The organism is Frondihabitans sp. PhB188 (assembly GCF_003752365.1).
Classification (GTDB): domain Bacteria; phylum Actinomycetota; class Actinomycetes; order Actinomycetales; family Microbacteriaceae; genus Frondihabitans.
Map to the genome: position 1 here is coordinate 415,094 of NZ_RJUO01000001.1, position 25,769 is coordinate 440,862.

General features: G+C 70.2%; 25 protein-coding genes. 3 read left to right on the top strand and 22 right to left on the bottom strand.

Annotated features, from left to right (window positions below):
• Positions 1-5 precede the first annotated feature (5 nt).
• The 13 genes from gmk to EDF46_RS02005 form a co-directional block, all read right to left on the bottom strand.
• A complete protein-coding gene (gmk, locus tag EDF46_RS01945) occupies positions 6-926 on the bottom strand; it encodes a guanylate kinase (protein ID WP_123504591.1) in 921 nt (306 codons plus the stop codon).
• A complete protein-coding gene (pyrF, locus tag EDF46_RS01950) occupies positions 923-1,762 on the bottom strand; it encodes an orotidine-5'-phosphate decarboxylase (protein WP_123504592.1) in 840 nt (279 codons plus the stop codon). The genes gmk and pyrF overlap by 4 nt, the downstream gene beginning before the upstream one ends.
• 2 nt (positions 1,763-1,764) lie before the next feature.
• Complete coding sequence (carB, locus tag EDF46_RS01955; protein WP_123504593.1) at positions 1,765-5,070, bottom strand: carbamoyl-phosphate synthase large subunit; 3,306 nt, start codon at positions 5,068-5,070, stop codon at positions 1,765-1,767.
• Complete coding sequence (gene carA, locus EDF46_RS01960) at positions 5,070-6,221, bottom strand: glutamine-hydrolyzing carbamoyl-phosphate synthase small subunit (protein WP_123504594.1); 1,152 nt, start codon at positions 6,219-6,221, stop codon at positions 5,070-5,072. The genes carB and carA overlap by 1 nt, the downstream gene beginning before the upstream one ends.
• Positions 6,218-6,748 (bottom strand): hypothetical protein, encoded by a 531-nt coding sequence (locus EDF46_RS18635; RefSeq protein WP_123504595.1) that lies wholly within the window; start codon positions 6,746-6,748, stop codon positions 6,218-6,220. The genes carA and EDF46_RS18635 overlap by 4 nt, the downstream gene beginning before the upstream one ends.
• Positions 6,745-8,088 carry a dihydroorotase gene (locus EDF46_RS01970; protein ID WP_123504596.1) on the bottom strand — a complete coding sequence of 448 codons (1,344 nt, stop codon included), beginning with the start codon at positions 8,086-8,088 and terminating at the stop codon, positions 6,745-6,747. Before EDF46_RS01970 ends, EDF46_RS18635 begins: the two co-directional genes overlap by 4 nt.
• Before the next feature lie 11 nt (positions 8,089-8,099).
• Complete coding sequence (locus EDF46_RS01975) at positions 8,100-9,050, bottom strand: aspartate carbamoyltransferase catalytic subunit (protein ID WP_123504597.1); 951 nt, start codon at positions 9,048-9,050, stop codon at positions 8,100-8,102.
• Positions 9,047-9,586: a bifunctional pyr operon transcriptional regulator/uracil phosphoribosyltransferase PyrR gene (gene pyrR, locus EDF46_RS01980; RefSeq protein ID WP_123504598.1), complete on the bottom strand. Its 540-nt coding sequence runs from the start codon at positions 9,584-9,586 to the stop codon at positions 9,047-9,049. Before pyrR ends, EDF46_RS01975 begins: the two co-directional genes overlap by 4 nt.
• 156 nt (positions 9,587-9,742) lie before the next feature.
• Positions 9,743-10,186 (bottom strand): OsmC family peroxiredoxin, encoded by a 444-nt coding sequence (locus EDF46_RS01985; RefSeq protein WP_123504599.1) that lies wholly within the window; start codon positions 10,184-10,186, stop codon positions 9,743-9,745.
• A gap of 45 nt (positions 10,187-10,231) precedes the next feature.
• Positions 10,232-10,666: a MarR family winged helix-turn-helix transcriptional regulator gene (locus EDF46_RS01990; RefSeq protein ID WP_123504600.1), complete on the bottom strand. Its 435-nt coding sequence runs from the start codon at positions 10,664-10,666 to the stop codon at positions 10,232-10,234.
• A gap of 157 nt (positions 10,667-10,823) precedes the next feature.
• Positions 10,824-11,240, bottom strand: a complete 417-nt coding sequence (gene nusB, locus EDF46_RS01995) for a transcription antitermination factor NusB (RefSeq protein WP_123504601.1) — start codon at positions 11,238-11,240, stop codon at positions 10,824-10,826.
• A gap of 3 nt (positions 11,241-11,243) precedes the next feature.
• Positions 11,244-11,807: an elongation factor P gene (efp, locus tag EDF46_RS02000; RefSeq protein WP_123505154.1), complete on the bottom strand. Its 564-nt coding sequence runs from the start codon at positions 11,805-11,807 to the stop codon at positions 11,244-11,246.
• 89 nt (positions 11,808-11,896) lie between these two features.
• The gene (locus tag EDF46_RS02005; RefSeq protein ID WP_123504602.1) at positions 11,897-12,703 is read right to left on the bottom strand and encodes a dienelactone hydrolase family protein; all 807 of its coding nucleotides are present in this window, start codon (positions 12,701-12,703) and stop codon (positions 11,897-11,899) included.
• Positions 12,704-12,739: 36 nt separating this feature from the next.
• Here EDF46_RS02005 and EDF46_RS02010 point away from each other — a divergent pair, with 36 nt between their 5' ends.
• Positions 12,740-13,168: a hypothetical protein gene (locus tag EDF46_RS02010; protein ID WP_123504603.1), complete on the top strand. Its 429-nt coding sequence runs from the start codon at positions 12,740-12,742 to the stop codon at positions 13,166-13,168.
• Between the two features lie 42 nt (positions 13,169-13,210).
• Here EDF46_RS02010 and aroB read toward each other — a convergent pair whose 3' ends face one another.
• The 3 genes from aroB to aroC are packed head-to-tail and all read right to left on the bottom strand — an operon-like array spanning position 13,211 to position 16,085.
• Positions 13,211-14,311: a 3-dehydroquinate synthase gene (gene aroB / locus EDF46_RS02015; protein WP_123504604.1), complete on the bottom strand. Its 1,101-nt coding sequence runs from the start codon at positions 14,309-14,311 to the stop codon at positions 13,211-13,213.
• On the bottom strand, positions 14,308-14,838 hold the full coding sequence (locus EDF46_RS02020) for a shikimate kinase (protein WP_123504605.1): 531 nt from the start codon (positions 14,836-14,838) through the stop codon (positions 14,308-14,310). Before EDF46_RS02020 ends, aroB begins: the two co-directional genes overlap by 4 nt.
• Positions 14,838-16,085 (bottom strand): chorismate synthase, encoded by a 1,248-nt coding sequence (gene aroC, locus EDF46_RS02025; RefSeq protein ID WP_123504606.1) that lies wholly within the window; start codon positions 16,083-16,085, stop codon positions 14,838-14,840. Before aroC ends, EDF46_RS02020 begins: the two co-directional genes overlap by 1 nt.
• A gap of 81 nt (positions 16,086-16,166) precedes the next feature.
• Between aroC and EDF46_RS02030 the strand changes: the two genes are divergently transcribed.
• Positions 16,167-17,315 (top strand): epoxide hydrolase family protein, encoded by a 1,149-nt coding sequence (locus tag EDF46_RS02030; protein ID WP_123504607.1) that lies wholly within the window; start codon positions 16,167-16,169, stop codon positions 17,313-17,315.
• Positions 17,316-17,441: 126 nt separating this feature from the next.
• Here EDF46_RS02030 and mltG read toward each other — a convergent pair whose 3' ends face one another.
• The 6 genes from mltG to EDF46_RS02060 form a co-directional block, all read right to left on the bottom strand.
• Positions 17,442-18,911: an endolytic transglycosylase MltG gene (gene mltG, locus EDF46_RS02035; RefSeq protein WP_233579752.1), complete on the bottom strand. Its 1,470-nt coding sequence runs from the start codon at positions 18,909-18,911 to the stop codon at positions 17,442-17,444.
• A gap of 3 nt (positions 18,912-18,914) precedes the next feature.
• On the bottom strand, positions 18,915-19,439 hold the full coding sequence (ruvX, locus tag EDF46_RS02040; RefSeq protein WP_123504608.1) for a Holliday junction resolvase RuvX: 525 nt from the start codon (positions 19,437-19,439) through the stop codon (positions 18,915-18,917).
• A 4-nt stretch (positions 19,440-19,443) separates the two neighbouring features.
• Positions 19,444-22,104: an alanine--tRNA ligase gene (gene alaS, locus EDF46_RS02045; protein ID WP_123504609.1), complete on the bottom strand. Its 2,661-nt coding sequence runs from the start codon at positions 22,102-22,104 to the stop codon at positions 19,444-19,446.
• 50 nt (positions 22,105-22,154) lie between these two features.
• Positions 22,155-22,337 carry a hypothetical protein gene (locus tag EDF46_RS02050; RefSeq protein ID WP_123504610.1) on the bottom strand — a complete coding sequence of 61 codons (183 nt, stop codon included), beginning with the start codon at positions 22,335-22,337 and terminating at the stop codon, positions 22,155-22,157.
• Positions 22,338-22,446: 109 nt separating this feature from the next.
• Positions 22,447-23,076: a 30S ribosomal protein S4 gene (rpsD, locus tag EDF46_RS02055; RefSeq protein ID WP_123504611.1), complete on the bottom strand. Its 630-nt coding sequence runs from the start codon at positions 23,074-23,076 to the stop codon at positions 22,447-22,449.
• Between the two features lie 226 nt (positions 23,077-23,302).
• Entirely contained in the window at positions 23,303-24,742 is a 1,440-nt protein-coding gene (locus EDF46_RS02060; protein ID WP_123504612.1) for a replication-associated recombination protein A, read from the bottom strand.
• Between the two features lie 121 nt (positions 24,743-24,863).
• Here EDF46_RS02060 and EDF46_RS02065 point away from each other — a divergent pair, with 121 nt between their 5' ends.
• A complete protein-coding gene (locus tag EDF46_RS02065; RefSeq protein WP_123504613.1) occupies positions 24,864-25,664 on the top strand; it encodes a peptidylprolyl isomerase in 801 nt (266 codons plus the stop codon).
• The last annotated feature ends 105 nt before the right edge of the window (positions 25,665-25,769 follow it).

Below are 25,769 nucleotides of genomic sequence, written 5' to 3' on the forward strand. Positions count from 1 at the left end.
GCCTCCTAAGCTTCGTGTGCCCGAGCGGTCTTCGAGGTGGCCGCAGGCAGTGCCATCAAGTCTACGACCTCTTGGGCCGCGGTGGCGACGTCGTTGTTCACGACCTTCACGTCGAACTCGTCCTGGGCCGCGAGCTCGACCTTGGCGGTCTCGAGCCGACGCTGCTGCTCGGCCGTGTCTTCCGTGCCGCGGCCGATGAGGCGGCGCACGAGCTCCTCCCACGTGGGCGGCAGCAGGAAGACCAGGACGGCCTCCGGCATGACGGTGCGCACCTGGCGCGCCCCCTGCAGGTCGATCTCGAGCAGGACGCTGCGGCCCTTGTCGAGCGCGGCGTCGATCGGCGGCCGCGGCGTGCCGTAGCGGTGCGAGTTGTGCACGGTGGCGTACTCGAGCAGCTCGCGGTCGCGGATCATGCGGTCGAACTCGTCGTCGGAGACGAAGTAGTAGTGCACGCCGTCGACCTCGCCGGGGCGGGGCCTGCGCGTCGTCGCGGACACCGAGAGAAGCACGTCGGGGTGATTGTCGCGGATGAAGCTCGAGACCGTGCCCTTGCCGACCGCGGTCGGGCCGGCCAGCACGACGAGCCGCGACTTCACACGGCCGCGCGCCTCGCGCTGGGACAGCCAGTCGCCGAGGATGACGCGCTGGCGCACGCCCAGGCCGCCCACCCGCTTGGAGTCGGCGATGCCGAGCTGATCCATGATGCGGGCGACGCGGGTCGGCCCGATGCCGGGGATCGAGGTGAGGAGCTCGCGGACGCGGAGCGTCGCCTCGGGGGCGGTGGCCTCGCCGGTCCACGCCGTGTCGGCCACGTCGAGAGCCGTGCGGGTGCGCTCGGCGACGGCGCGCTTGACCTCGGCGCGGGCGCGGCGCGCCGCGACGGCGGCCTTGGCGGCCGCGGCGCGGTCCACCGGCGGCGGGGTCATGCGAGGCACGCGGTCACCTCGTCCGAGGCGGCGCGGACGGCGGCGGCGACCCCGTCGGACCCGGCGCCGAGGATCGAGCGCGACGCAGACACGAGGACGCTGCCGGCAGCGGGGCCGAACAGGCTGCGCACGTCGGCGTAGCGCGCGCCCTGCGCGCCGAAGCCCGGGGCGAGGATGGGCGTGGTGGCGAGGTCGGCGGTGTCGATGCCGTAGTCGGTCAGGGCGACGGTGGCCCCGAGGACCAGGCCGACGGAACCGAACGAGACCCCCTGGTCAGAGGCCGTATTGTCGTGGAGCACGTCGTCGACGATACCGGCTGCGACGGTCTTTCCCGACTCGAGGCTCGCCGTCTGGGTGAGACGCGCCTCCGGGTTCGACGTCGCGGCCAGCACGAACACGCCCGCGCCGGCAGCCCGCGCTCGGGCGATGAGGCCGGAATCGGCACCGAGGCCCTGATACGCCGCGACAGTCAGGGCATCGACGCGTAGGGGCGAGTCGGCGGCGAACCAGGCGTCGCCGTAGGAGTCCATGGTCGTGCCGATGTCGCCCCGCTTCGCATCGCCGACGACCAGGAGGTCGGTGGAGCGCGCCGCCTCGAGCACGTCTTCGAGCGCGGCGAAGCCCGCCGACCCGTAGCGCTCGTAGAAGGCCACCTGCGGTTTGACGGCCGGGGCGGTTCCTGCGCTCGCTTCGACCACTCGCAGCCCGAAGTCGCGGGCGCCCGCGGCCGAGATCGGGAGCCCCCACTCCTCGAGGAGGAACGGGTGCGGATCGATGCCCACGCACACATGGCCGAACGCCTCGAAGGAGGCGGCGAGCCGGGTGCCGAAGGCCATCGTCACAGGGCTTCGGCCTTCGCCTGGGCCTTCGCGAGGTTGTCGGCGCGCTCGACTGCATAGTCTTGGAGGCTGGTGACCGTGTAGCCGGTGTGGATCGACTCGATCGAGGCCACGGCTGCAGCGAGCTGCGCCATCGTCGTGAACAGGGCCTTGTCGGCGGCCACCGTGGCGGCGCGGATCTCGTAGCCGTCGGCGCGGCCGGACGAACCCGACGGCGTGTTGATCACGATGTCGACCTCGTCGCGGTTGATCAGGTCGACGACCGACTCGCCGCCCTCGGAGTACTTGCCGACGATGCGGGTCTGGATGCCGTTGCGGATCAGGACCGTCGCGGTGCCCTCGGTCGCCGTGATCTCGAAGCCGAGCTGCTGGAGGCGCAGGACGGGGAGGACGATCGCGCGCTTGTCGCGGTCGGCGACGCTCACGAAGACGACGCCCGAGGTGGGCAGCCCGCCGTACGCGGCCGTCTGGCTCTTCGCGAAGGCCAGCGGGAAGTCGCGGTCGATGCCCATGACCTCGCCGGTGGAGCGCATCTCGGGGCTGAGCACGCTGTCGACGACCTGGCCCTCCTTCGTGCGGAAGCGCTTGAAGGGCAGGACGGCCTCCTTCACCGAGATCGGCGAGTCGAGCGGCACGTCGCTGCCGTCCTGGACGGGCAGCAGGCCCTCCTCGACGAGCGAGCGGATGGAGGCGCCGACCATGATCCGCGATGCGGCCTTGGCGAGCGGGATGCCCAGCGCCTTCGAGACGAAGGGCACCGTGCGGCTGGCGCGCGGGTTGGCCTCGAGCACGTAGAGGACGCCCGCGGCGATCGCGAACTGGACGTTGAGCAGGCCCGAGACGCCCACGCCCTCGGCGATCTTCAGGGTCGCCTCGCGCACGCGGTCGATCTCGCCCTTGCCGAGCGTGACCGGCGGCAGGGTGCAGCTGGAGTCGCCGGAGTGGATGCCGGCCTCCTCGATGTGCTCCATGATGCCGCCGATGTAGAGCTCGGTGCCGTCGTAGAGCGCGTCGACGTCGATCTCGACGGCGTCGTCCAGGAAGCGGTCGACCAGCAGCGGCTGGCCGGGGCCGATGACGACCTCGTCGCGGGTGCGCTCGAAGTAGTCGGCGAGCAGGTCGGCCGAGTAGACGATCTCCATGCCGCGGCCGCCGAGCACGTACGACGGGCGGACGAGCACGGGGTACCCGATCTCGTCGGCGACGGCCACGGCCGATTCGAAGTCGACCCCGGTGCCGTTGCGCGGGGCGAGGAGGCCGCCCTGCTCGAGGATCTGCGAGAACAGGCCGCGCTCCTCGGCGGAGTCGATCGCGTCCGGGCTGGTGCCGAGAATGGGGACGCCCGCGGCGGCGAGGCCCTGGGCGAGGCCGAGGGCGGTCTGGCCGCCGAGCTGCACGACGACGCCCACCAGCTCGCCCGCCTGGCTCTCGGCGTGGACGATCTCGAGGACGTCCTCGAGCGTGAGGGGCTCGAAGTAGAGCCGGTCGCTGGTGTCGTAGTCGGTCGAGACCGTCTCGGGGTTGCAGTTGATCATGATCGTCTCGAACCCGGCGTCCGACAGGGCGAACGAGGCGTGGACGCACGAGTAGTCGAACTCGACGCCCTGGCCGATGCGGTTCGGGCCGGAGCCCAGGATGATCACCTTGCGGCGGTCGCTCGGGATCACCTCGGTCTCGAAGTCGTACGACGAGTAGTGGTAGGGCGTGAGTGCCGGGAACTCGCCGGCGCAGGTGTCGACCGTCTTGAACACCGGGCGCAGGCCCAGGTAGTGGCGGTGGTCGCGGATGTCGTGCTCCAGGCGGCCGCGGATCTGGGCGATCTGCGCGTCGCTGAAGCCGTGGTCCTTCGCCTCGGCCATGGTGTCGTAGTCGAGCTCGGACGCGGTGCGGATGCGCTCGGCGACCTCGTTGATCAGCACGATCTGGTCGATGAACCAGGGGTCGATCCTGGTCGCGTCGAAGACCTGCTCGGCCGTCGCGCCGGCGCGGAGGGCCTGCTGGACGGTGACGATGCGGCCGTCGGTGGGGACGCTGGCGAGCTCGAGGAGCTCGTCGACGTCGCCGGTCTCGCCGACCCAGTGGAAGCTGGATCCGCGCTTCTCGAGCGAGCGGAGCGACTTCTGCAGCGCCTGCGTGAAGTTGCGGCCGATGGCCATCGCCTCGCCGACGCTCTTCATCGTCGTGGTGAGCGTCGTGTCGGCGGCGGGAAACTTCTCGAAGGCGAAGCGCGGCACCTTGACGACGACGTAGTCGAGCGTGGGCTCGAACGACGCGGGCGTGACCTTCGTGATGTCGTTCTGGATCTCGTCGAGGCGGTAGCCGATGGCCAGCTTCGCGGCGATCTTGGCGATCGGGAAGCCGGTGGCCTTCGATGCCAGGGCCGACGAGCGCGACACGCGCGGGTTCATCTCGATCACGATGATGCGGCCGTCGGCCGGGTCGATCGCGAACTGGATGTTGCAGCCGCCGGTGTCGACGCCGACGCGGCGGATGATGTCGATGCCGATGTCGCGGAGCTTCTGGTACTCGCGGTCGGTCAGGGTCAGCGCCGGCGCGACGGTGATCGAGTCGCCCGTGTGGACGCCGACCGGGTCGAAGTTCTCGATGGAGCAGATGACGACGGTGTTGTCGGCCGTGTCGCGCATGAGCTCGAGCTCGTACTCCTTCCAGCCGGTGATGCTCTCCTCGAGCAGCACCTCGGTGGTGGGGCTGGAATGCAGCCCGTCGGTCACCATCCGGGTGAGCTCCTGGGGCGTGTGCGCGAAGCCCGAGCCGAGGCCGCCCATCGTGAAGGAGGGGCGGACCACGAGCGGGTAGCCGAGATCGTCGGCCGCGGCCAGGGCCTCGTCGAGGCGGTGCACGATGTGCGAGCGGGCGACGTCGGCGCCCGATTCGAGCACGAGCTCCTTGAAGATCTGGCGGTCCTCGCCCTTCTGGATGGCCTCGACCTTCGCGCCGATGAGCTCGACGCCGTGCTTCTCGAGGATGCCGGCCTCGTCGAGCGCGATCGCCGCGTTGAGGGCGGTCTGGCCGCCGAGGGTCGGCAGGACGGCGTCGGGGCGCTCCTTGATGATGATCGACTCGAGCACCTCGGAGGTGATCGGCTCGATGTAGGTCGCGTCGGCGAAGTCGGGGTCGGTCATGATGGTCGCCGGGTTCGGGTTGACCAGGATGACGCGGACGCCCTCCTCGCGGAGGACGCGGCAGGCCTGCGTGCCGGAGTAGTCGAACTCGGCCGCCTGGCCGATGACGATCGGGCCGGAGCCGATGACGAGGACGGAGTTGATGTCTGTGCGCTTGGGCATTAGTTGGCGTCCTGGTTTCGCGAGACGACCAGTTCGCGGAACCGGTCGAAGAGGTGGTTGCTGTCGTGGGGGCCGGAGGCCGCCTCCGGGTGGTACTGGACCGAGAAGGCGGGGATGTCGAGGGCGCGGAGGCCCTCGACGACCTGATCGTTCAGCGAGAAGTGGCTGACCTCGACGCGGCCGAAGCCGGCCGGCGACTCGAGCACGCCGTCGATGGGCGCGTCGACCGCGAAGCCGTGGTTCTGGCTGGTGATCTCGACGGTGCCGGTCGTCTTGTCCCAGACCGGCTGGTTGATGCCGCGATGGCCGAAGGGCAGCTTGTAGGTGCCGAACCCGAGCGCGCGGCCGAGCAGCTGGTTGCCGAAGCAGATGCCGAAGAACGGCAGGCCGTCGCGGAGGGCGCCCTGCAGCAGCTCGACCTGCGCGTCGGAGGCCGCGGGGTCGCCGGGGCCGTTGGAGTAGAAGAGCGCATCGGGCGCGATGGCGCGGAGCTCGTCGGCGGTGACCGACTGGGGCAGCACGATCACGTCAAAGCCGCGCTGAGCGAGGTAGCGGAGAGTCGAGGTCTTGACCCCCAGGTCGAGCACGGCGACCGAGCCGATGCGCTCGCCCTCGGCGGGCAGGTCGTAGCGCTCCCTGGTCGAGACCTCGCTCGAGAGGTTGAGGCCGCGCATGTCGCGGCCCTCGCGCACGGCGGCGAGCTGCTCGTCGTCGCCGAGGGCGTAGTCGGCGCCCGAGAAGATGCCGGCCTTCATCGAGCCGGTGTCGCGCAGGCGGCGCGTGATCGCGCGGGTGTCGACCCCGCGGATGCCGACGATGCCGTCGTCGACCAGCTGGTCGTCGAGGCTGCCCTGGGCGCGGAAGTTCGAGACGACGCGGCTGGCGTCGCGGACCACGTAGCCGGCCACCCAGATGCGGCTCGACTCGGGGTCTTCGTCGTTCACGCCGGTGTTGCCGATGTGGGGCGCCGTCATGACGACGATCTGCCCGGCGTACGACGGGTCGGTGAGGGTCTCCTGGTAGCCGGTCATGCCGGTGGCGAAGACGGCTTCGCCCAGGGTGCGACCGGTGGCGCCGTACGGGCGGCCGACGAAGCGGCTTCCGTCTTCGAGGACCAGCACGGCCCTTTCGGCGAGGGAGGCGTCTGTCACTGGGTCTTCTCCTGAGTGGTGTCGGTGGCCTGCGCGGCAAGCATGGTTCGGATGGCGGCGAGGAGCTCGTCGGGCTCGTCGCTGCGGAGGTAGGTGTCGACGTCGAGGTCGCCGAGGCGCCACCCGAGTCGGATCAGGCCGTCGGTCTCGACGACGCGGTCGATGGTCCAGGTCGAGCGGCCGACGTCCCGGAGGTCGGCGGCGGCGATCAGCAGGGCCTCGGAGCCCGCGATGTCGAGCACGACCCCCTGGGAGTGCACCGACACGATGGCGCGCCCGCGGAAGCCGAGGCCGCCGACGACGATCCGATCGAGGCGGTCGGCGGCCTTGGTGGTGGCGACGTAGAAGAGGTCGCTCACCGCCGTCGCGGCCTGGAGCGCGGATTCGGACAGCAGGAACTGCGGCGCGAGCGTCGGCGCGGTGATCCCCGCCTGCCGACGGCCCCGACCCTTCCATCCCGCCCTCATGAGCAGGAAGAAGGCCACGAAGAGCAGGAGGAACCCTGCGCCGATCAGCCAGCGGATCACTTGGCGGCCGTCTGGGCGGCCGACGCGTTCGCGGCGACGAGGTCGGAGTCGAGCACGGCGCCGTCGAGGACGGTCGCGTAGCCGGCGTGGAAGGTCGCCACGACCCGGCCCGGGAGCTCGCGCTCGAGGTAGGGCGAGTTGATGCTCTTGCCGGCGAGGTCGCCTACCGAGAAAGTGCTGGTCACACTTCGATCGTAGAGCGTGATCTCGGCCGGCGATCCCACGCCGATCGGAATCCCGTGCCCGGCGACCTGTCCGATCCGCGCCGGAGCGGCCGAGAGCACGCGCTCCACGTCGGTCCAGTCGATCAGGCCGGTGTCGACCATCGTCTTCTGCACGACGCTGAGCGCGGACTCGAGGCCGACCATGCCGTTCGCGGCGTTGTCCCACTCGCACGACTTGGCCTCCATCGTGTGGGGGGCGTGGTCGGTCGCGACGATGTCGATGGTGCCGTCGGCGAGGGCCGCGCGCAGCGCCTCGACGTCTTCGGAGCGGCGCAGCGGCGGATTGACCTTGTAGCGGGCGTCGTACGTCGAGACGAGGTCTTCGGTGAGCAGCAGGTGGTGGGGCGTGACCTCGGCCGTGACCTCGAAGCCGCGCGACTTCGCCCAGCGGACGACCTCGACGCTGCCGGCTGTCGACACGTGGCAGATGTGCAGGCGGGCGCCGACGTGGTGGGCGAGCAGGACGTCGCGGGCGATGATGGCCTCCTCGGCCACGGCCGGCCAGCCGCCGAGCCCGAGAGTGGCGCTGAGCTCGCCCTCGTTCATCTGGGCGCCCTCGGTGAGGCGCGGCTCCTGGGCGTGCTGGGCGAGCACTCCCCCGAAGCCCTTGATGTACTCGAGGGCGCGGCGCATGAGCAGCGGGTCGGCGACGCAGGAGCCGTCGTCCGAGAAGACGCGGACCCGGGCGCGCGAGTTCGCCATCGCGCCGATCTCGGAGAGGTGCGTGCCGGCGAGGCCCTGCGACACGGCGCCGATCGGGCGCACCGTGACGAAGCCGGCGCGGTCGCCGAGCGCCTGCACCTGCTCGACGACACCTGCGGTGTCGGCGACGGGCGACGAGTTCGCCATGGCGTTGACGGCCGTGAAGCCGCCCTTGGCAGCGGCGCGCGAGCCGGTCAGGACGGTCTCGCTGCCCTCGAAGCCGGGCTCGCGGAGGTGCGTGTGGAGGTCGACGAGGCCGGGCAGGGCCAGGAGGCCGTCGGCGTCGATGACGGTCGCGGCGGCCTCGGTGAGGTTCGTGCCGAGCGCCTTGACGACGCCCCCGCCGATCAGGATGTCGGTGGTGCGGCCGTCGCTGAGGGTGGCGCCCTTGAGGATGTGGTCGGTGGTGCTCATGGTCGTCTCTCTCAGTTCGTCTCGCCGGCGGCCAGCGTCAGGTACAGCACGGCCATGCGCACGGACACGCCGTTCGTGACCTGCTCGAGCACGGTCGAGCGCGGCGAGTCGGCCGCCTCGTCGCTGATCTCGAGGCCGCGGTTCATGGGGCCGGGGTGCATCACGAGGGTGCGCTCCGGGAGGCCGTGCAGGCGGGTGGCCGAGAGTCCCCAGGAGCGCGCGTACTCGCGGCCGTTCGGGAAGAACGCCGCGTTCATGCGCTCCTGCTGGATGCGCAGCATCATCACGACGTCGGGCTGCACCCGGGCGAGCGCCTCGTCGAGGTCGTAGTACACGTCGACCCCGAAGGCCGCGACCCCGTTGGGCAGGAGCGTCGGCGGAGCCACGAACGTGACCTCCGCACCCAGCGTCTTGAGGAGCCACGCGTTCGAGCGAGCCACCCTCGAGTGCAGGACGTCGCCGACGATGAGGACCCGGGTTCCTGCGAGGTCTCTGCCCCGCGCAGCGGCACCGTGGAAGCGGCGGCGCATGGTGAACGCGTCGAGGAGGGCCTGCGTGGGGTGCTCGTGCGTGCCGTCGCCGGCGTTGACCACCCCGGCCTCGACCCAGCCCGAGTGGGCGAGCACACGCGGCGCACCCGAGGCGGGATGCCGGATCACGATGCCGTCGGCGCCCATGGCGGCCAGGGTCTGCGCGGTGTCTTTGAGCGACTCGCCCTTCGACACGCTCGAGCCCTTGGCCGAGAAGTTGATGACGTCGGCGCTCAGGCGCTTGGCGGCGGCCTCGAACGAGATGCGGGTGCGGGTGGAGTCCTCGAAGAAGAGGTTGACGACCGTGATGCCCCGCAGCGTCGGAAGCTTGCGGACCTCGCGGGTCGAGACGTCGGCCATGTCCTCGGCGATGTCGAGGATGCGGATGGCCTCGTCGAGCCCGAGGTCGGCGGTGCTCAGGAGGTGCTTCATCGGTCGCCCCCCTCGATGGCCACTTCTTCGGCGTCGTCGATGCCGTCGAGGCGCACGAAGATGCGCTCGGAGGTCGACGTCGGCAGGTTCTTGCCCACGTAGTCGGCGCGGATCGGCAGCTCGCGGTGACCGCGGTCGACGAGCACGGCCAGGCGCACGACGCGGGGTCGGCCGATGGCGCTGAGTGCGTCGAGGGCGGCGCGGATCGTGCGGCCCGAGTAGAGAACGTCGTCGACGAGCACCACCGTCTTGCCGTCGATGCCGCCGTCGGGGACGGTCGTCGGGCGCGGCGCTCGGGTCGGCTGGCGGCGCAGGTCGTCGCGGAACAGCGTCGCATCGACGGCGCCGACGGGGACCGCTTGGCCGCTGATGGCCCGGAGCGCGTCGCCGATCCGGTCGGCGAGGAGGACGCCCCGAGTGGGGATGCCCATCACGACGAGGTCGTCGGCGCCCCTGTTGCCCTCGAGGATCTCGTGGGCGATGCGGGTCAGCGCTCGGTGGATGTCAGCCTGGCTCAGCACGGTTCGGGTGCTCAACGGGCCTCCCTTCTCCGTCTCTCTGGACGGCTTTAAAGGTGGTGCTCCGAGCCTACATGCGAAAACCCCGCGTTCCGGCACCGGCCCAATGCCGCGGCTCAGGGCCGGTGCCGGAACGCGGGGTGAACCGCGGAACGGTGGTGGAAGGATGCAGCCTCAAGCCTCGAGCTGGGCGTCCAGGGTGATCTCGACGCCGGTGAGCGCCTTCGACACGGGGCAGCCGGCCTTCGCGTCGGCGGCGGCCTTCGCGAACTGCTCGGCGTCGATGCCGGTGACCTCGCCGCGGACGGTGAGCTTGATGCCGGTGAGCTTGAAGCCGCCGTCGGACGAGTCCGGGCCGAGCGAGACGTCGGCCTTGACGTCGAGCGCCTCGATGGTGCCTCCGGCGGCACCTAGGATCGCCGAGAACTGCATGGCGTAGCAGGCCGAGTGGGCCGCGGCGATCAGCTCTTCGGGGCTGGTGGTGCCGTCGGCGTCCTCAGCGGCGCGCTTCGGGAACGACACGTCGTAGGTGCCGACCTTCGACGAGCTGAGCTCGACCTGGCCGGAGCCTTCTTCGAGCGTTCCGTTCCAGGCGGTGCGTGCGGTGCGAGTGGGCATGGTGTCTCCTTCGGTTGGGGTGGGGTCGTAGTGGTTCTGGGGTGCTCAGGCGGCGCGCACGTGCGCGGCGACCGAGGCGATCTGCTTCTGCAGGGCGACGAGATCGTCGGGGTCGAGCCCCGTGGCCTCGCAGATGCCGGCCTGGATGGGTGCGGTCTTCGCCCGGAGCGCCTCGCCGGACGCGGTCAGAGCGACCTCGACGACGCGTTCGTCTCCCTCGGTGCGAGTACGCGTGACGAAGCCCGCAGCCTGGAGCCGACGGAGCAGCGGCGACAGCGTGCCCGAGTCGAGCTGCAGTCGATCGCCGAGGTGGCCGACGGTCACAGGGCCGTCCTCCCACAGCACGAGCAGCGCGAGGTACTGGGGGTAGGTCACCCCGAGTGGCTCGAGCAGCTCGCGGTACCGGCTCGTCAGAGCACGCGACGCGCTGTAGAGCGCGAAGCAGATCTGCTCGTCGAGAAGCGGCGTCGCCGTGGTCATGAAGTCAACCTAGCACGTTGCGCACAACTTGGTTGCACACAATTTAAACGACGGCCGAACGCAGGGTGAAGGCGCAGGAACGGGCAGGACCCCGTCGGGGGTGCTGCCCGTTCCTGCGCCTATTGAAGAGCAGCCCTGCGCCCTCGCGGTCTGAGGCTCAGGACGCCGTGGTCGAGGAGATCCGCGCCAGCAGGCCGTTCACGAAGCTGGCCGAGTCGTCGGTCGACAGGCTCTGTGCCATCTCGACGGCCTCCGAGATCGCCACCGCGTTCGGGATCTCGTCGTTGTGCGTGAGCTCCCAGATGCCGATGCGCAGGATTGCACGGTCGATCGTGGGCATGCGCGACAGGGTCCAGCCCTGCGAGTACGTCTCGATCAGCTCGTCGATCTCGGGGCGGTTCTCGATCACGCCCTGCACGATGTCGCGGGCGTACGCCCAGCTCGACTTGCGCTCGGGGGTGTCCATGGCCCGCTGGGTCTCTTGGACGAGCGCGTCGTCGATCGAGATCTGGCGGATGTCGGCGACGTACAGGACGTCGAGTGCTCGTTTTCGGGCTTTGGTCCGGGCGCTCATCGACTAGTCGTTGACGCGGCCGAGGTAGCTGCCGTCGCGCGTGTCGACCTTGACCTTGGTGCCGGTCTCGAGGAACAGCGGCACCTGGATCTCGTAGCCGGTCTCGACGGTGGCGGGCTTGGTGCCGCCGGTCGAGCGGTCGCCCTGCAGGCCGGGCTCGGTGTAGGTGACCTCGAGCACGACCGAGGCGGGCAGCTCGATGTAGAGCGGGTTGCCGTCGTGGAGGGCCATCTGCACGTTCTGGTTCTCGAGCATGAAGTTCTTGGCGCCGCCGACGATCGTGGCGGGCACGTTGATCTGGTCGTAGTCGGTGGTGTCCATGAACACGTAGCCGTCGGCCTCGGCGTAGAGGTACTGGTACTCGCGGCGGTCGACGTTCGCGAAGTCGACCTTGGTGCCGGCGTTGAAGGTCTTGTCGACGACCTTGCCGCTCATCACGTTCTTCATCTTGGTGCGGACGAACGCGCCGCCCTTGCCCGGCTTGACGTGCTGGAACTCGATGATGTTCCAGAGCTGGCCGTCGAGGTTGAGAACGGCGCCGTTCTTGATGTCGTTGGTAGTGGCCATGCTGGGACGTCCTTTGAAGATCGATATGAAGAGGGAGCGGGTGCGCGAGGGCACGGGGCGGTGAAGCCAGCGACCACTCTACCCGACGCCTAGCGCGAGAGCCGGGAGCGCAGGAACTCGACCACCCGGCTCCGGGCCTCGAGCGCGGGGTGGCCCTTCTCGTCGCGCACCTCGTGGGTGAGCACCGAGTGCGCCGTGCGGGCGAACCCCCACTCGTTGCCCGGCGACGAGTCGAGCTGGATGACCTCGAAGGCGTCGCCGAGGCGGCTCTTCAGGGTCGCGAAGCGGGCCGGCTGGGAGGCGCGGTCCGCGCTGAACCGCAGCCCGAGGGCGCAGAGCTCGCCGGCGTCGGCGCGAGCGGCGACGCGGTCGAGCTCCGTCGGCGAGAGGCCGGGATCCTGCGCCCTGGCCTTCGAGATCGGGAAGGGGACCGACGGCTGGCTGAGCACCGACGCGCTGACGGAGTCGTCGACGGCCGCGGCGAGGGCGAAGCCGCCGGTGAAGCACATGCCGATCACGCCGACGCCGGTGCCGGGCGTGCGGGCTGCCAGATCGGCGGCGACTGCGCGCAGGAAGTCGGTGATCGGGCGATGAGCGCCGATGGCGAAGGCGCGGAACTCCGCGGCGACGCAGAGCCGGACGACGGTGCGGAGCGTGTAGCCGATCGTCGGGGCGTGCCCGGGCTCGCCGAAGGGCGACGGGATCACGACGGTGAAGCCCTGGTCGACGAGGTGGTCGGCGAGCCCGAGCACCTCTGGTGTCATTCCCGGCGCCTCCGGGATGAGGACGACGCCGGGGCCGGAGCCCTTCTCGTAGCAGTCGTAGGTCAGGCCGCCGCCGGTGAACGGGGCCGCGGCCCAGCCGGTGAGATCGGATTCGGGGGCTGTGGGCGGCATGGCGCTCATCGTAGGCCGCCCGGGTAGACTGCGGGCATGCCCGGCCCGCACCCCGACCACAACGACCTCGTCTCGTTCGGGCCGACGAACACCGACACGCGCGCGTTCGCCATCGGGCTCTGGGCGACGGAGGTCGTGCTGTTCGCCGGCGTCGTCGCCGGGCTGACCGTCCTCCGCGGCGTCGACCCGCTGATCAACGTCGGCGTGGCGTGCGGCGCGCTGGCCTGGTTCCTCGCGTTCTACGCGGTGGTGCTGCGGGGGCGGCTGCGGCCTCTGCCGGGCGTCGGGCTGCGGGTGGTGGCCGTCGTCGGCGTCCTGGTCTTCGCCGCTGCGATGGTCGCCGCGCTGTCGGGCGCCTGGCCGGTGTCGGTCGGCACTGCCGTCGCGCTGTTCGGGCTCGGGCAGGCGGCGCTCGTCGCGGCGTACGCCGGGCGGATGTTCCGGTGGGGGCGAGCCGCCGCCTGAGGGTTGGCCGCAAGGAGGTTCCTGCGCCCGTGCGCTGCGAGGCTAGGAGCCGATCTCTTGATACGCGGCGAAGAGGAGGCTGGTGTCGGGCGCCTCGAGCACGGTGGGGCGCGCGATGTCGTCGAGGACGATGAAGCGCAGGTGGCCGGCGCGGGCCTTCTTGTCGCGCTGCATGGTGGCGAGCAGCGTCTGCCAGCGGCCGGCGGGGTAGCTGATCGGCAGGCCGAGCGACGTGAGGATCGAGCGGTGGCGGTCGACGACCTCGTCGGAGAGCCGGCCGGCGAGGCGGGAGAGTTCGGCGACGAAGACCATGCCGACCGAGACGGCCGCGCCGTGGCGCCACTGGTATCGCTCGGCGTGCTCGATGGCGTGGCCCAGCGTGTGGCCGTAGTTCAGGATCTCGCGGAGGCCGGCCTCCTTGAAGTCCTCGCCGACGACCCGCGCCTTGAGTGCGATGGCGAGCTCGACGACGCGACGGAACTCCGGCGTCGTCGGGTCGATCACGCGGTCGACGTCGGCCTCGACGATGTCGAGGATCTCGGGCTCGGCGATGAAGCCGGCCTTCACGATCTCGGCGAACCCGGCGAGGATCTCGTTGCGCCCGAGTCCGTCGAGCATGTCGAGGTCGGCCAGGACGCCCACGGGCGCGTAGAACGAGCCGACGAGGTTCTTGCCCTCGGCGGTGTTGATGCCCGTCTTGCCGCCGACGGACGCGTCGACCATGCCGAGGACCGTCGTCGGGATCTGGACCAGCTGCACGCCGCGGAGCCAGGTGGCGGCCACGAAGCCGGCGAGGTCGGTCGTCGCTCCCCCGCCGAGGCCGACGACGGCGTCGGTGCGCGTGAAGTCGGACTGCCCGAGGATCTGCCAGCAGAAGGCCGCGACCTCGACCCGCTTGCCGGCCTCGGCGTCGGGCACCTCGGCGATGAGGGCCTCGTAGCCACGCTCGATCAGGCTGGCGCGCAGAGTCTCGGCCTTGGCGCCGAGCGGGGGCGCGTGCACGATCAGGACCTTCTTCGTCTGGGGGCCCAGCAGGTCGGGCAGCTCGGCGACGACGCCGCGGCCCACCCGGACCTCGTAGGGCGACGTGCCGCCGACGGGGATGACGGTGGAGGGGATGCCTTCGGCGTGCTGGTCGCTCATGAGTCTTCTTTCTGGGGCCCCGCGGTCCGAACCCACGAGACGATGTCGTCGACGACATGCGAGAGGGGCCGGTGCGAGGTGTCGAGGGTGATGTCGGCGAGAGCCGCGTAGATCGGTGCGCGCTCGGCGGCGATGGCCTTCCACGCGGCGATCCCGTCGTGGTGGAGCAGGGGGCGGTCCGAGCCCGAGATGCGGCTCTCGACGGCCTCCGGCGTGACGGTGAGCAGCACGACTCGGTGGCCGCCGAGGCGATCGCGCGTCGAGTCGTCGAGCACGGCGCCTCCGCCGAGCGAGACGACAGCAGGAGAACGGAGAGCCGCCGCCACGGCGTCTCGCTCGATCTCGCGGAACGCGGGCTCTCCGAGCGTCTCGAAGAGGCGAGGGATCGGACCGTGCTCGCGCACGATCGCCTTGTCGGTGTCGATGAACGTCGCGCCGAGCGCCTTGGCCACGCGCTTGCCCACACTGGTCTTGCCCGCGCCCATCGGGCCGATGATGACCACCGGCCGGTCGAGCTCGGGGGGCATCAGAGCTGCGGCGCGGCGGAGGCGGCTTCGCTGTCGGCCGGGTCGTGCGCGACGGGCGCGCTCGTCGTCGTCAGAAGAGGCGGGATCGCGTCGAGGTAGTTCGTCAGGTTGCGGCTCGTCTCGTCGATCGAGTCGCCCCCGAACTTCTCGAGGATCGCGTTCGAGAGCACCAGCGCCACCATCGCCTCGGCGACGACCCCGGACGCAGGAACTGCGCAGACGTCCGAGCGCTGGTGGTGCGCGCTGGCGGTCTCGCCGGTCGCGACATCCACCGTCGCCAGTGCGTGCGGCACGGTCGCGATCGGCTTCATGCCGGCGCGGACGCGCAGCACGGTGCCCGTCGACATCCCGCCCTCGACGCCGCCGGCGCGGTCGGTGTCGCGCGAGATGCCCTGAGCCGTCTGGAACAGCTCGTCGTGCGCCTCGGAGCCGCGGCGCGTCGTGGTCAGGAAGCCGTCGCCGACCTCCACTCCCTTGATCGCCTGGATGCCCATGAGAGCGGCAGCGAGGAGCGAGTCGAGCCGGCGGTCCCACTGCACGTGCGAGCCGAGGCCCGGAGGGAGGTTGTAGGCGAGGACCTCGACGACGCCGCCCAGCGTGTCGCCGGACTTCTTCGCGTCGTCCACCTCGGCGACCATCGCCGCGCTGGTCTCGGCGTCGAAGCAGCGCAGCGGATCGGCGTCGAGCGCCTCGAGGTCGTCGAGCGTCGGCAGGGCGCGCCCCTCGGGCACGCGCACGGGGCCGATGGCGAGCGTGTGGCTGACGAGCTCGATCCCGAGCTCGGCGAGGAACGACTTGGCGACGGCGCCCAGGGCGACGCGGGCCGCGGTCTCGCGGGCGCTGGCGCGCTCGAGGATCGGGCGGGCCGAGTCGAAGCCGTACTTCTGCATGCCGACGAGGTCGGCGTGCCCGGGTCGCGGACGGGTCAGGGGTGCGCTGCGACCGCGGGACGCCTCGCTCACCTCGACGGGGGCCGGGTTCATGACCTCTTCCCACTTGGGCCACTCGGTGTTGCCCACCCGCACGGCGATCGGGCTGCCGATGCTGCGGCCGTGGATGACCCCGCCCGAGATGTGCAGCTCGTCTTGCTCGAACTTCATGCGCGAGCCCCGGCCGTAGCCGAGCTTGCGACGGGCGAGGTCGGCCTGGATGTCTTCGGCGAACACCGGCACACCGGCCGGGAGTCCTTCGAGGACAGCGATCAATTCGGGGCCGTGAGACTCACCGGCGGTCAACCAACGAAGCATGGCATCGATTCTACCGGGGCCGTGTCCGTGGTCGAGGACGCGGCGTCGTCCGGTGTCGGTGGCCGGGCGTAGCGTGCGCCCATGACCGTCACTCCGTTCACGCTCACGACCGACCCCGCCGCGCTCGACGACCTCCGCGCGCGTCTGCGCTCCGCGCGGTGGCCCGAACCCGGGTCGGGGCCGGGCTGGGGGCTCGGCGCCGACGTCGAGTACCTCCGCGACCTCGCCGCGTACTGGGCCGACGGCTTCGACTGGTCAGAGCACGAGGCGGCGCTGAACACGCTGCCGCACGTCCGCGTCAAGGTCGGCGGCCACGACCTCCACGTCGTGCACGCTCGCGCCGGCGCCTCGGGCTATCCGCTGCTGCTCGCCCACGGCTGGCCCGACTCCTTCTGGCGCTACTCGAAGGTGATCGACCTCCTGACCGATCCCGGGGCCCACGGCGGCGATCCCGCCGACGCATTCGATGTCGTCGTGCCCGACATGCCCGGGTACGGCTACTCCCCCGCACCCGTCGGCGCTCCGCTGTCGACCGTCGACGTGGCAGGCCTCTACGCCGATCTGATGACGACGCTCGGGTACGAGACGTTCGGCGCGGCGGGCGGCGACATCGGCAGCGGCGTCGTGCGCTACCTGGCGCTCGACCATCCGACGCGCGTGTCGGCCGTCCACCGGATCGACGCGGGTATGCCGACCTTCACGGGCGATCGCTCGGAGTTGTCGGAGGAGGAGCGCGAGTTCCTGCGCGCTGCCGACTCGTGGCGGGATCGCGAAGGTGCCTATGCGGCCATGCACCGCACGAAGCCGCAGACGGCCGCCGTGGGTCTCGCCGACTCGCCCGTCGGGCTGCTGGCCTGGATAGTCGAGAAGCTCCGCGCCTGGAGCGACTGCCACGGTGACGTCGAGTCGAGCTTCACCCGAGACGAGATCCTGACGAACGTGACGATCTACTGGCTGACCAACACGATCGGCTCGGCCATGCGGATGTACAGCGCCAACGCGGCGATCCCTGCAGAGCAGGCCGAGCGACGCGTCGAGACGCCGTCGGGGTTCGCGCTCTTCCCCGCCGACCTGGTGACGCCGCCCCGGGCCTGGCTCGAGCGCACGACCGAGCTCGTGCGCGTCAGCGAGATGCCGCGCGGCGGGCACTTCGCGCCGTTCGAGGAGCCGGAGCTGTACGCGCGGGAGCTGCGGGAGTTCTTCCGTCCGTACCGTGGTCGTCGTCCTTAGGCAAGGATGCGTCGTCGCTGGCGAAGGATTCACGGCCTCCCGTGCAGCGCTGGCAAGGTCTCGGCGGCGTGTCGCGCGCCTCACGAAGGATGGCCTCCGCGAAAGTCCTTGGCTGACGGCCACGTGCTACTGGTAGTCCGGGTGCGCCCGCAGCCACGACTGGAACTTCGCGACCGCCTGCTGATGCTCCGCATAGGTGTTCGAGAACACCGTCTCGCCGGTGTCGAGGTTCACGGTCACGAAGTACAGCCACGAGCCGGTGGCAGGCTTCACGGCGGCCTGGATCGCGATGTCGCCGGGATTCGAGATCGGCCCGACCGGCAGCCCCTTGTGCACGTAGGTGTTGTACTTGTTGCTCGCGTCGGCGCGCTCGGCGTCGGTGGTCGTGACGCGGTCGGTGCTGCCCGCACCATAGGCCACGGTGGCGTCGGACTGCAGGAGCATTCCCTGGTCGATGCGGTTCTGGAACACCCGCGCCACCTTCGGGAAGTCGGCGGCGAGGCCGGCCTCGCGCTGGATCAGCGACGCGAAGATGATCGTGTGCTCCCACTTCGACTTCGGCACCCCGGCGTCCGTGAGGTGGGTCTCCATCGTGTCGACCATGTCTTGCAGGTACGCGTGCGCCGTCTTGTTCGGCTCGAGCTCGTAGGTCGCCGGGAACAGGTAGCCCTCGAGGCTCCTCGCGTTCGACGGCAGCCCGAACGACTTGTAGTCGGCCGCCGCGGCCTTGATCTTCGCCGAGGGGATCTTGGTGGCGCTCGCTATGAGGCCGATGATGCCGTTGAGCGAGGTGCCCTCGGGGATCACGAGCTTCGTCGTGATGCGGGCCTTGTCGCTCTGCAGCCGGTCGATGGCCGACTGCGCGCTCATCTTCTTGAACATCGAGTACGTGCCGGGCTGAAAGGAGATCTCGGTATCGGCCAGCAGCAGCTTGTAGGGCGCCTCGGCCGACTTGGTGATGCCCGCCTTCGCCAGCTTCGACGCGATCGTCGAGCCGATGTCGCCCGACACGATCGTGAACTCGACCTTCGTGCCGTCGCCGGAGCCGGTGTAGTCGTCGCTGGGCTTGCCGCCGACGAGCGAGGCCACCATCGGCTGGAGCTGCTTGTAGAGGGTCGTGACCCCGTAGGTGCCGCCGCCGAGCACGACGACGAGCACGCCGATCAGGATCCAGGTGCCGGGCTTGCGCCAGCGCGAGACACGCGGCGGCCTGGTCGGCTTGGTCCGCTGCGCCTTCGAAGCGGCCGTGGCAGGAGCGGCCTCAGAGGCCGCCGCAGCCGGTGCGGCACCGACGGCCTTCGCCTCGACCCGAGCGGGCCGGGCGGGCTTGGCCGAGCGACCTCGTCGTCGCTCCTCCTCTTCGCGCTGCTCGCGCAGCTGACGCCGGGACATCGGCGGCGCAGGAACTGCGGACCCGCCGCCCGACCCCGACCCCGTCGCGGAGCCGCCCTGCGCCCCGGGGGCCCGCGGGTCGCGTCGCGCGTCCTCGCCGCGATCAGCCGCTGCGCCCGGCATGCCGGAGCCGTTGGGCTTGCCCGATTCGTCCGTCCGGACGCTGCCGGTGAAGATCTCGTCCCAGGAGGGTTCGTCTGCCACGGATTACCGTCTCTCGTCGGGGTCTGCGTCGCTCGTGACGAGGGTGCCCGGTGGACGTCCGCTCGATCGTTCGAGGTCGATGGCGTGCTGCACGATTATAACGGCGGCCACCTGATCGACCACGGAGCGCTGCTTCTTGGCGGATCGGCCCGACGCGCGGAGAGCGCTCTGGGCGGTCACGGTGGAGAGCCGCTCGTCGACCATCCTCACTCGAAGGCCGGTCGCGGCCGCGAGCCGGGAGGCGAAGCCGCGGGCGTCGCCGGTCGACGCGGTGTCGCCGCCCGAGAGCGACAGCGGCAGCCCGACGATGATCTCGACGGCGCCGAGCTCGGTCGCGTGGGCGAGGATCGTCGCCAGGTCGGCGCCGGTGTCGCCGGAACGGGCGACCGTCTCGACCGGGGTGGCGATCAGGGCGTCGGGGTCGGTGCGTGCCACGCCGATCCGGACCTTGCCGACATCGACGCCGAGCCGGACTCCCCTGCGGAAGCCGGCTCGGTCGCCTTCGTCGGCGGTGTCGAACGGTGTCAACGGATCAGCTGCGGAGCGCGTCGACGATGGCCGTGAGCGCCGCCGGGATCGCGGCGACGTCGGAGCCGCCGCCCTGCGCCAGGTCGTCTTTGCCGCCGCCGCCCCCGCCGAGGACGCCGGCGGCGGTGCGGGCGAGCTGACCCGCCTTGGCGCCGGCGTCTCGCGCGCCGGCCGTGGTCGCGACGATCACCGCGGGCTTGCCCGCCACGTCGGCGGCGAGGGCCACGACCGAGGTCGAGCCCTGGCCCAGGCGGTCGCGAACCGACATCGCCAGCGACCGCAGGTCGTCGCTCGAGCCCACGGCGCCGATGCTCTCGGCGACAACGGTCAGCGAACCGACCGGGGCGGCCGCGCCGACCAGCGCGGGCACGCGGGTCTGGAGCGCCTTCGCCTCGAACTCGGCGATCCTCTTCTCAGCCGCCTTGAGACTCTGCGTCAGGTCGGCGATGCGGTCGGGAAGCTGCTCGCGCGGCGTCTTGAGCGACGACGTGAGCTGGTTCACGAGTGCGCGCTCGGTGGCGAAGTCGCGGAACGCGTCGACGCCGACCAGCGATTCGACGCGGCGGTTCGTCGAGCCGATCGACGATTCGCCGACCAGGTTGATGAGGCCGATCTGCGACGAGTGCGACACGTGCGTGCCGGCGCAGAGCTCGCGCGACCAGGGGCCGCCGATGTCGACCATGCGCACCTCGTCGCCGTACTTCTCGCCGAACAGGGCCATGGCGCCGGCCGCGCGCGCCTCGTCGAGCGGGAGGATGCGGGTGGTGACCTCGAGGTCGTCGCGGATCTTCGAGTTGGCGATGTCTTCGATCTCGGTGCGGGTGTCGACGGACAGCGGGTTCGACCAGTTGAAGTCGAGCCGCATGTAGCCGGCCTTGTTGTACGATCCCGCCTGGTGGGCCTCCGGCCCGAGCACCTCGCGGAGGGCCGCGTGGATCAGGTGGGTCGCCGAGTGCGCCTGCGTGGCGCCGCGGCGGTAGGTCGGGTCGACGACGCTGGTCGCCGCGTCGCCCACGCCGACCTCGCCCGAGCGCACCTGCACTCGATGGCTGATGAGGCCCTTGACGGGCTTCTGCACGTCGAGCACCTCGAGGTCGAAGCCGTTGCCGACGATCGAGCCCTCGTCGGCGTCCTGGCCGCCCGACTCGGCGTACAGCGAGGTCTCGGCGAGGATCACCTCGGCGATGTCGCCGGCGACCGCCTTGGTGACCGACTCGCCGCCCACGATGATGCCCAGGATGGTCGACTCGGTGTTGAGGAAGTCGTAGCCGGTGAAGGTCGTCTCGCCGTGCGCGCGGAAGGCGGAGTAGACGCTGAGATCGGCGAGGGCGGTCTTGCGCGACTTCGCGTCGGCCTTCGCGCGCGACCGCTGATCCTGCATCAGAGAATCGAACGCCGCGCGGTCGACGGTGAGTCCCGCCTCTTCGGCGATCTCGAGGGTCAGGTCGATCGGGAAGCCGAACGTGTCGTGGAGCAGGAACGCGGTGTCGCCGCGGAGCTCGTTCTTCGACGCCGCCTTGGTCTCGTCGACCGCGCCGTCGAGGATCTGCGTGCCGGCCGCGAGCGTGCGGAGGAACGTCTCTTCTTCGGCGAGAGCCAGACGCGAGATGCGGTCGTAGTCGCGCTCGACCTCGGGGTACGAGGCCTTCATCGCGTCGCGCGAGACCGCGAACAGCTCGGCGAAGCTCGGGCCCTCGACGCCGAGAAGGCGGATCGACCGGATGCTGCGGCGGAGCAGACGACGCAGGATGTAGCCGCGGCCCTCGTTCGACGGGGTGACGCCGTCGCTCATCAGCATGAGCGCCGAGCGCACGTGATCGGCGATCACGCGCATGCGGACGTCGTCGTCGTGATCGGCGCCGTAGGTGCGACCCGAGAGCTCGGCCGCCTTGTCGAGGACAGGGCGCACCTCGTCGATCTCGTACATGTTGTCGACGCCCTGCTTGAGGAACGCGACACGCTCGAGGCCCATGCCGGTGTCGATGTTCTTGTTGGGCAGCTCGCGGACGATGTCGAAGTCGACCTTCGAGGTGACGTTCTCGATCTGGTACTGCATGAACACGAGGTTCCAGATCTCGACGTAGCGGTCGTCGTCGGTGGCGGGGCCGCCATCGATGCCGTACGCCGGGCCGCGGTCGAAGAAGATCTCGGAGCACGGGCCCGCGGGTCCGGGCTGGCCGGTGTGCCAGTAGTTCGTGTCTTTGTCGAGGCGCTGGATCCGCTCGTCGGGCAGGCCCGCGATGCGCTTCCAGAGCTCGATGGCCTCGTCGTCGTCTTTGTAGACGGTGACCCAGAGGTCGTTCGGATCGAAGCCGAGTGCGCCGTCGGCCTCGCTGCCGGTCAGGAGCTCCCACGCGTAGGTGATCGCCTGCTCTTTGAAGTAGTCGCCGAACGAGAAGTTGCCGTTCATCTGGAAGAACGTGCCGTGGCGCGGCGTCTTGCCGACCTCTTCGATGTCGTTGGTGCGGATGACCTTCTGCACGCTGGTGGCGCGCGGGTACGGCGCCGGGATGAGCCCCGTCATGAACGGGATGAACGGCACCATGCCGGCGACGACGAAGAGGAGGCTCGGGTCGTCGCTGACGAGCGACGCGGACGGCACGACGGTGTGGCCGCGGTCGCCGAAGAACTTCAGCCAGCGGTTGCGGATTTCAGCGGTCTGCATGGGCGTCTTTCAGATCGGGAGGGGAAGGAGTGCGGAGCGGCGGACGAGGGCTACGCCTGGTCGCGCAGCTCGGCGTCGCGGGTGGTGTACCCGTCGACGACGGCCGTCGTGAAGGCCTGGAGGCGGCTGTCGAGCCCGGTGAAGAACCGGCGGCCGCTCGCCGTCTGGTTGACGAGGTGGGCGAGCACGAAGCCGAGGCCGGTGCCGACGCCGAGGGTGAACAGGAACTTCACGGGGAGATCTCCTTCTGTGAACTGCCGTCAATCCTACCGAGATGCAGAAAGGGAGCAGGCCGCGCGTGGCGGGCTGCTCCCTCTCTGGTGGTTCTGCGTCGCTGGCTGCTTAGCGGGCGGCGTAGTACTCGACGACGAGCTGGACTTCGCAGGTCACGGGGACCTCGGCGCGCTTCGGGCGACGCACGAGCTTCGCCTGGAGCTTGTCGATCTCGACCTCGAGGTAGCCCGGGACCTTGGGGAGCACGTCGAGGTGTCCACCGGCGGCGGCGACCTGGAAGGGCTCCATCGACTCGGACTTCGGCTTGACGTGGATCATCTGGCCCGGCTTCACGCGGAAGGAGGGACGGTCGACGAGCTTGCCGTCCACCAGGATGTGACGGTGCACGACCATCTGGCGGGCCTGGGCGGTGGTGCGGGCGAAGCCGGAGCGCAGGACCAGGGCGTCGAGACGCTCTTCGAGCAGCTCGACCAGGTTCTCACCGGTCAGGCCCTTGGCCTTGCGGGCCTCTTCGAAGATGATCTTGAGCTGGGCCTCGCGGATGCCGTACTGGGCGCGCAGACGCTGCTTCTCGCGGAGACGGACGGCGTAGTCGCTGTCGGTCTTGCGCTTGGTGCGGCCGTGCTCGCCGGGAGCGTACGGACGCTTCTCGAGGTAGCGGGCGGCCTTCGGGGTGAGTGCGATGCCCAGGGCGCGCGAGAGGCGCGTCTTGGAGCGGGTGCGGGACTTGGTGGACACAGGTGTTCCTCACTGATCTTGTCGAAATGGAGCGTCGATCAGGCGCGCGAGCGCCGGTCGGCACAACAAGAGATGGATGATGCCGAAAAGGGCAACCTGTAAAGACTACACGACCGACGCGGGCGAACGTCATTCACCCCGCGTCCTGTGCCTACTGATCACCCCGCGTCCTGTGCCTACTGATCACCTCTGGTCCTGTGCCTGCTGATCACCTCTGGTCCTGTGCCTACTGATCACCTCTGGTGATACGCCGCAGTTTCTCGAGCCGCGCCGCCACATCGCGCTCATTGCCGTTGACCGTCGGGTCGTAGTACGTGGTGCCGACGAGCTCGTCGGGGAGGTACTGCTGCTCGGCCACACCGAAGTCGTAGTCGTGGGCGTACTTGTAGCCCTTGCCGTGCCCGAGCCGCTTGGCGCCCGGGTAGTGCGCATCGCGGAGGTGCTTCGGCACGCGACCGGCCTTGCCCGCCCGGACGTCGGCGATGGCCTGGTCGATGCCGAGGTACGACCGGTTCGACTTCGGTGCGGTGGCGAGGTAGACCACTGCCTCGGCCAGAGGGATCCGCCCCTCGGGCATGCCGATCATCTGCACGGCGTCGGCTGCGGCCATGGCGATGACGAGGGCCTGCGGGTCGGCCATCCCGATGTCTTCGGCGGCCGAGACGATGATGCGTCGGGCGATGAAGCGCGGGTCTTCGCCGGCCTCGATCATCCGCGCCAGGTAGTGCAGTGCCGCGTCGACATCGCTGCCCCGCACCGACTTGATGAACGCCGAGATGACGTCGTAGTGCTCGTCGCCGTTGCGGTCGTAGCGGAGCAGGGCGCGGTCGACCGACTGCGCGACCAGCTCGGCCGTGATGACAGCCCGCGTGGACGCCTCGGGCGCAGGAACTGCGTCGCCGTCGCCGTCGTCGACCTCGTCGAGCAGCTCGGCGTCGTCGTCGTCGCCCTCCCCCGCCGTCAGGCGCGCAATGTCGCTGAGGGCCCACGCCGACTGCGCCGACGCCTCGAGCGCCGTGAGGGCGCGGCGTGCGTCGCCCGAGGCGAGCCGCACGATCATCGCGAGGGCCTCGTCGTCGAGCTCGACAGTGTCGGCGAGGCCGCGCTGGTCGTGGACGGCCCGGGTGACGAGCTCGCCGAGGTCGTCGTCGCTGAGCTGCTCGAGCGTGAGCAGCAGAGATCGCGAGAGCAGGGGCGTGATGACGGAGAACGACGGGTTCTCGGTCGTCGCGGCGATCAGGATGATCCAGCCGTTCTCGACGCCGGGCAGAAGGGTGTCTTGCTGCGCCTTGGTGAAGCGGTGGATCTCGTCGAGGAAGAGGACCGTCGTCGTGCCGTAGAGGTCGCGGTTCGCCAGGGCCTTCTCCATCACGGCGCGGACGTCTTTCACGCCCGCGGTCACGGCCGAGAGCTCGACGAACTGGCGGCCGGAGCTGTGCGCGACCGCCTGGGCGAGCGTCGTCTTGCCGGTGCCGGGCGGGCCCCAGAGGATGACGGACACGGCGCCGGACGCCCCGCTGGTGTCGGAGGCGAGCTTGATGAGCGGAGACCCCGGCCTCAGGAGGTGCTTCTGACCGGCCACTTCGTCGAGGCTCGTCGGGCGCATCCGCACGGCGAGAGGCGTCGAGCTCGACCGGACGGCCTGGCTCGTGGGAAGCGGTGTCATAGGGCTTCATGGTAGACCGGACCTCCGACAGTCTGAGGCGGCGCACGCGTGCCGGAGGCGGCCGATGAGCCCCTCCGTTACAGTTCAGGCTGAGAGCCGATGCCCTACTGGAGGACACCCCGTGACACCGAGCAAGAACGACGGCCGCGAAGCACGCGAGAGGCTCCGGCGGTACACGGCTCGGCAGAAGGTCCACCAGCACCAGGTCAAGCGGCGCTTCCGCGACAACCTCTCGGCCATCATCGCGGTCGTCGTGATCGGCGCCCTGGGCACCGGCACGCAGATCGTCTACGCCAACGGCGGCTTCGACCCGAAGCCTTCGGCGACGGCCTCGGCCAGCGCCACGCCGACGGCGTCGTCGACGGCTGCCGCCGGCGCGAACACCGGCGAGGTCCCCTCGAAGCTGGTGGCCAAGAGCCGCACCTGGACCGGCTCGATGACGCTGAACGGCGACGTCGAGCTCGGGATCGAGCTCGACGGCACGAAGGCCCCTCAGGCGGCGTCGGTGCTCATCACGCTGATCGAGAAGGACTTCTACGAGGGCACGCACTGCTGGCGGATGAGCAACGCGGCGACGGCCAAGTTCCTGCAGTGCGGCGCCTCCAAGGCGGACGGGTCGGGCGACGCCGGGTTCGCGTTCGGACCTCTGGAGAACGTGCCCGCCGACAACACGTACGACACGGGCGTCATCGCGATGGCGCGCTCGACCGACCCGTACTCGCAGGCCACGCAGTTCTTCATCGTCTACGGCTCGACCGTGCTCGACGGCTCGACCGGCGGCTACACCGTCGTCGGCAAGGTCACCAGCGGCCTGTCGTCGATGGAGAAGGACATCACCGACAAGGGCCTGACTGCCGTCAACAGCGAGACCGACGGCTCGCCCAAGGTGGCGACGACGATCACGGCCGCCACGATCAAGTAGCCACGCTCCAAGCGTCCGCACAGGGTTCGCCCTTGTGCAATAGGCTGAACATCCATCGCTAGGGACGACTGCGAATCGCCAGTTGCGCCCCTCGACAGATCAGAT

Coding starts and splice junctions, on each gene's coding strand:
- EDF46_RS01975 (WP_123504597.1), bottom strand. CDS start 9,050: ATGAAGCACCTCCTGAGCACCGCCGACCTCGGGCTCGACGAGGCCATC.
- EDF46_RS02020 (WP_123504605.1), bottom strand. CDS start 14,838: ATGCCCCCCGAGCTCGACCGGCCGGTGGTCATCATCGGCCCGATGGGC.
- aroB (WP_123504604.1), bottom strand. CDS start 14,311: ATGAGCGACCAGCACGCCGAAGGCATCCCCTCCACCGTCATCCCCGTC.
- EDF46_RS02010 (WP_123504603.1), top strand. CDS start 12,740: ATGCCCGGCCCGCACCCCGACCACAACGACCTCGTCTCGTTCGGGCCG.
- EDF46_RS01990 (WP_123504600.1), bottom strand. CDS start 10,666: ATGACCACGGCGACGCCGCTTCTCGACGAGCAGATCTGCTTCGCGCTC.
- aroC (WP_123504606.1), bottom strand. CDS start 16,085: ATGCTTCGTTGGTTGACCGCCGGTGAGTCTCACGGCCCCGAATTGATC.
- nusB (WP_123504601.1), bottom strand. CDS start 11,240: ATGAGCGCCCGGACCAAAGCCCGAAAACGAGCACTCGACGTCCTGTAC.
- efp (WP_123505154.1), bottom strand. CDS start 11,807: ATGGCCACTACCAACGACATCAAGAACGGCGCCGTTCTCAACCTCGAC.
- EDF46_RS02005 (WP_123504602.1), bottom strand. CDS start 12,703: ATGCCGCCCACAGCCCCCGAATCCGATCTCACCGGCTGGGCCGCGGCC.
- alaS (WP_123504609.1), bottom strand. CDS start 22,104: ATGCAGACCGCTGAAATCCGCAACCGCTGGCTGAAGTTCTTCGGCGAC.
- gmk (WP_123504591.1), bottom strand. CDS start 926: ATGACCCCGCCGCCGGTGGACCGCGCCGCGGCCGCCAAGGCCGCCGTC.
- EDF46_RS02060 (WP_123504612.1), bottom strand. CDS start 24,742: ATGACACCGCTTCCCACGAGCCAGGCCGTCCGGTCGAGCTCGACGCCT.
- carB (WP_123504593.1), bottom strand. CDS start 5,070: ATGCCCAAGCGCACAGACATCAACTCCGTCCTCGTCATCGGCTCCGGC.
- pyrF (WP_123504592.1), bottom strand. CDS start 1,762: ATGGCCTTCGGCACCCGGCTCGCCGCCTCCTTCGAGGCGTTCGGCCAT.
- EDF46_RS01970 (WP_123504596.1), bottom strand. CDS start 8,088: ATGAGCACCACCGACCACATCCTCAAGGGCGCCACCCTCAGCGACGGC.
- EDF46_RS01985 (WP_123504599.1), bottom strand. CDS start 10,186: ATGCCCACTCGCACCGCACGCACCGCCTGGAACGGAACGCTCGAAGAA.
- EDF46_RS02030 (WP_123504607.1), top strand. CDS start 16,167: ATGACCGTCACTCCGTTCACGCTCACGACCGACCCCGCCGCGCTCGAC.